Below are 3,803 nucleotides of genomic sequence, written 5' to 3' on the forward strand. Positions count from 1 at the left end.
CGGCGGCGGCCGGCCGAGCGCGCGCTCCTTGGCGCGGCCGACGACCTCCAGGTGCCAGCAGCCGTGGGCGCCGCACGGGCATGCGCGCGCGGGGTCGCCGAACGGCATGTGCCCGAACTCGCCGCCCGCGCCGGTGGCGCCGTCGACGGGCCGCCCGTCCACGACGAGGATGCCGCCGACGCCGACCTCGACGGTCAGGTGCAGCACCACGCGTGCGCCGGCGCCGACGCCGCGCCGCGCCTCGGCCAGCCCGGCCAGGGACGCGTCGTTGCCGACCAGCAGGGGCGTGCGGGAGCCGGACGGCAGCAACTGCAGGTCCACATCGCTCCAGCCCATCCCGGAGGCCTGCACGACCGTGCCGTCCCGCACCGTGCCCGCGACCGCGACCGACACGGCGCGCACGCGCGGGCCGTACCGCCGCCGTACGGCCGCGACCTTGCCGCGCAGGTGGCCGAGCACGGCGTCGGCGTCGCGGTCGGCATGCCGCCCGGACTCCAGGCCGGCGATGCCCCCGCCCAGCTCGACCGTCGCGACGCGCCAGTGCTCGTGGCCGATGTCGACGACGCACACCAGGGGGCCGCGCGAGTGGGCCACCAGGGCGGGCGACGGACGGCCCCGCTCGCCGGTGGGACGCGGGTCGGCCTCGGCGACCAGCCGTGCCGCCTTCAGCCGGGCGGTGATCTCGGTGGCCGAGCCGCTGCTGAGACCGAGGGCGCGCGCCACCTCGGCCCGGGTGGCCGCGGGGTGCGCGTGGACGTGGCGGAGCACCGCCAGCGCGCCCTGCCACCGCTGGCTGCGGGCCCGGTGCGCGGTCTGCTGCATGGTGACATCCTCGCCCGCCGCGATTACCTCGTGGCACGAGCATATTCGATCCTCCCAAGAGCCGTCGCGACCAGGACCGCCGGGACGCCGGTCCGGCACACGGCGTTCGGCCGCCTCGGCCACGTGCCGACCGGGCTCGGCGCGATCCTGCCCGAGCTGCGCGCCGAGCGTGACCTGCCGCGCGGCGAGGCCGCCCTCTACCCGTCGGGCTTCGCGTTGGGCCTGGTGGTGGTCGGGCCGGTCGGGCCCGCCTGGTGCGGCGGCGCGGTGCGGCGGCGCGGTGCGGCGGCTCGGCGCGGCGGCGCGGCCCCGGCGAGCAGTACCGGGTGAGCCCGTGCCGCAAGGGGCTTTCTTCCCGATTTCTCACGAGGTTTTCCATTGAGTGGAAAAGCGGGCTTCGTGAATGTGGCGCCGACCACAATGCTGGAGCGGCATGCCCCTCACCCGACAGCTGCTGATCGCAGGCGAGGACGTGCCCGCCCGGTCGGGCCGCACGACGCGGGACGTCGCCCCCTACACGGGCGAGACGTACGCGACCGTGGCGGCCGCCGGGCCCGAGGACGTGACGCTCGCCGTCGACGCCGCGCAGGCCGCGTTCGAGGACTGGGCCGCGGTCGCCCCCTTCGCCCGCCGGGCCGTCCTCCTCGAAGCCGCCGACCTGCTGGAGGAGCGCGGCGAGCAGGCCGCCGACCTGATGGCGGGCGAGGTGGGCGGCACCCGGCCGTGGGCGCACTTCAACGTGGCGCCGGCCGCCGGCATGCTGCGGGAGGCGGCCGCCGCGGTCACCGCGCCGCGCGGCGAGGTGCTGTCGGCGCAGGAGGAGGGCGCGCTCGGGCTGGCGGTGCGCGAGCCGGTCGGCGTGGTCGCCGCGTTCTCCCCCTGGAACGCCCCGATCATCCTGGGGGTGCGGGCGGTGGCGGCGGCGCTGGCGGCGGGCAACGCGGTGGTGCTCAAGCCCAGTGAGGACGCCCCGCTGGCCTGCGGCTACTTCGTGGCCGACGTGCTGCGCGACGCCGGGCTGCCGGCCGGCGTGCTCAACGTGGTCAGCAACGACCCGGCCGACGCGCCCGCGGTCGCCGACGCGCTCATCGCCGACCCGCGGGTGCGCGCGGTCAACTTCACCGGTTCGACGAACGTGGGCCGGATCATCGGCGAGCAGGCGGCCCGCCGCCTCAAGCCCGCGGTGCTGGAGCTGGGCGGCAAGAACGCCATCATCGTGCTGGACGACGCCGACGTGGACTACGCCGTGGACGCCGCCGCGTTCGGGGTGTTCATGAACGCCGGGCAGATCTGCATGTCCGGCGACCGGGTGCTGGTGCACGAGTCGCTGGCCGAGGAGTTCACCGCCAGGTTCACCGCGAAGGTGGCGGGGCTGCCGTCCGGCTCCCCGGACGACCCGGCCACCGTCATCGGCCCGCTGTTCTCGGCGGACGCGGCGCGCCGCGTGGCGGCCCTGGTCCGCGACGCGGTGGGCAAGGGCGCCCGGGTGCTGACCGGCGGCGGCGAGCCGGACGGGGCGGTGCACCCGGCGACCGTGCTGACCGGCGTGCCCAAGGAGGCCGCCCTGTACTACGCCGAGGCGTTCGGCCCGGTCTGCGTGGTCGAGAGCTTCGCCACCGACGACGAGGCCGTGGCGCTGGCCAACGACACCGACAACGGGCTCACCGCGGGCGTCATCACCGAGAACGCCACGCACGGGCTGAAGGTGGCGCGGCGCATCCGCACCGGCATCGTGCACGTCGACGACCAGTCGGTGGCCGACGAGCCGCAGGCCCCGTTCGGCGGGTTCAAGGCCTCCGAGTACGGGCGGTTCGGCGGGCGGTGGGGCATCGAGGCGTTCTCCAACACCCGCTGGGTCACGGTCGCCACGCAGCACGCCCACTATCCGTTCTGAGCCGACGCCCGGCGCATCGCCGCGGCCCACGGCCCCGGGCCGCGGCGCAAGCGCGTGGTGCGACCGAGCCCGGCGGGCGTCGTCGGGATCCGGACCCCGGCACGGCGCCGGTCCCGGGAGACTGACGCCGGCCGGCGCCCTCCAGTAGCATCGGCCGGAAACTCACGGGACCGCATGTTTGACCGCAGGTTTTTCGACGGGGGGCCGCCGCCATGCCCGCGCCGAACGCGTCCGCGATCACCCGGCTCGCCGTGTTCACGCCGCTGGACAGCCTGGGCCGGGCCGAGCTGATCACACGGCGGCTGGCCGACGCGATCTGCCTCGGGCTGCTGGCCGACGGCGAGCAGCTGCCCAGCGAGGCCGACCTGGCCGACCAGCTCGGCGTTGCCATCGCCACGGTCCGCGAGGCGCTCGGCGAGCTGCGCGGCCAGGGGCTGATCGTCACCCGCCGCGGCCGGGGCGGCGGCAGCTTCGTGCGCGGGCCGTCGCCCCGCGAGACCGCGGCCCACCGGCGCGCGCGGCTGCGCGAGCTGTCCGTGGAGGACCTGCGCGACCTCGGCGACCACTACACCGCGCTGGCCACCGGCGCCGCGCTGCTGGCCGCCGACCTGGCCTCGCCCGAGGACGTGCGGCGCCTGTCGGACGCCGCCGAGGCGTTCGCCGCCGCACCGGACCCCGACCGGCGGCACCGCACCGACGGCCGCTTCCACGTCGAAGTGGCCGCCGCGGCCCACTCGGCCCGGCTGACCCGCGCCGAGATCGCCATGCAGACCGAGATCGGCCCGCTGCTGTGGCTGCCGGGCGCCGGCGGCGCCGTCGGCGGCCGGATGGCCGAGCAGCACCGCCGGATCGCCGGGGCGATCGGGGCGGGCGAGGGCGAGCGCGCCGCGCGGCTGGCCCGCGAGCACGTGACCGAGGCCATCGAGCGGCTCATCGGGCTGCACCTCGACCTGGTGGGACGGTGAGTGCGGTGACGCGGGCCACCCCGCCGGGCGCCGCCGCGGGCCGGCGCGCCGGCGCCGGCTTCGACGCGGTGCTGCCGTCGGTGGAGGGCTTCGGCGCGCGCGCCGCGGCGCTGATCCGCGCG

4 protein-coding genes are annotated in these 3,803 nt (G+C 77.2%); 3 read left to right on the plus strand and 1 reads right to left on the minus strand.

Going from position 1 to position 3,803, the window contains the following annotated elements; genetic code table 11:
• Window positions 1-822 (minus strand): ROK family transcriptional regulator (locus tag ABD879_RS32300; protein ID WP_345025581.1); only part of this gene is annotated, 822 nt, incomplete at its 3' end.
• A gap of 30 nt (window positions 823-852) precedes the next feature.
• Here ABD879_RS32300 and ABD879_RS32305 point away from each other — a divergent pair.
• From ABD879_RS32305 to ABD879_RS32315, 3 genes are all read left to right on the plus strand, one after another.
• Complete coding sequence (locus ABD879_RS32305) at window positions 853-1,152, plus strand: hypothetical protein (protein WP_345025582.1); 300 nt, start codon at window positions 853-855, stop codon at window positions 1,150-1,152.
• 103 nt (window positions 1,153-1,255) lie between these two features.
• Window positions 1,256-2,716, plus strand: coding sequence for an aldehyde dehydrogenase family protein (locus tag ABD879_RS32310; RefSeq protein WP_345025583.1), 1,461 nt, complete (start codon window positions 1,256-1,258; stop codon window positions 2,714-2,716).
• 212 nt (window positions 2,717-2,928) lie between these two features.
• Entirely contained in the window at window positions 2,929-3,681 is a 753-nt protein-coding gene (locus tag ABD879_RS32315) for a FadR/GntR family transcriptional regulator (RefSeq protein WP_345025584.1), read from the plus strand.
• The last annotated feature ends 122 nt before the right edge of the window (window positions 3,682-3,803 follow it).

This window comes from Actinomadura keratinilytica, assembly GCF_039539665.1.
In the GTDB taxonomy this organism is placed as follows: domain Bacteria; phylum Actinomycetota; class Actinomycetes; order Streptosporangiales; family Streptosporangiaceae; genus Spirillospora; species Spirillospora keratinilytica.